The sequence below is a fragment of the Vallitalea maricola genome (genome assembly GCF_036985595.1).
GTDB lineage: Bacteria > Bacillota > Clostridia > Lachnospirales > Vallitaleaceae > Vallitalea > Vallitalea maricola.
Window position 1 is genome coordinate 1 of sequence record NZ_BTPU01000352.1, and the last position, 219, is coordinate 219.

Genomic DNA, 219 nt, shown 5'->3' on the forward strand with positions numbered 1-219 from the left:
AATAAACCTAATAACAGGAGGGGAGGGTGGACTATAGTGCCGCTGTATCGCAAAGACTGTCGATATCAATAATCGAAATTAATTTTCCATCGACTTTAATCAAGCCACTTTTATGAAAGCGATTCAATAAGCGGCTAATTGTTTCAACAGTCAAGCCAATATAATTACCGATATCACTGCGAGTCATGGTTAAGCGAAACTCTGTCGATGATAAACCAC

Annotated in this window: 1 protein-coding gene; it reads right to left on the minus strand. The window is 38.8% G+C overall.

The genetic code is table 11. The annotated features are described in order from the left end of the window. Positions 1 to 31 precede the first annotated feature (31 nt). On the minus strand, positions 32 to 219 hold a 188-nt coding region (locus tag AACQ14_RS24310), incomplete at its 5' end, for a helix-turn-helix domain-containing protein (RefSeq protein ID WP_339366109.1).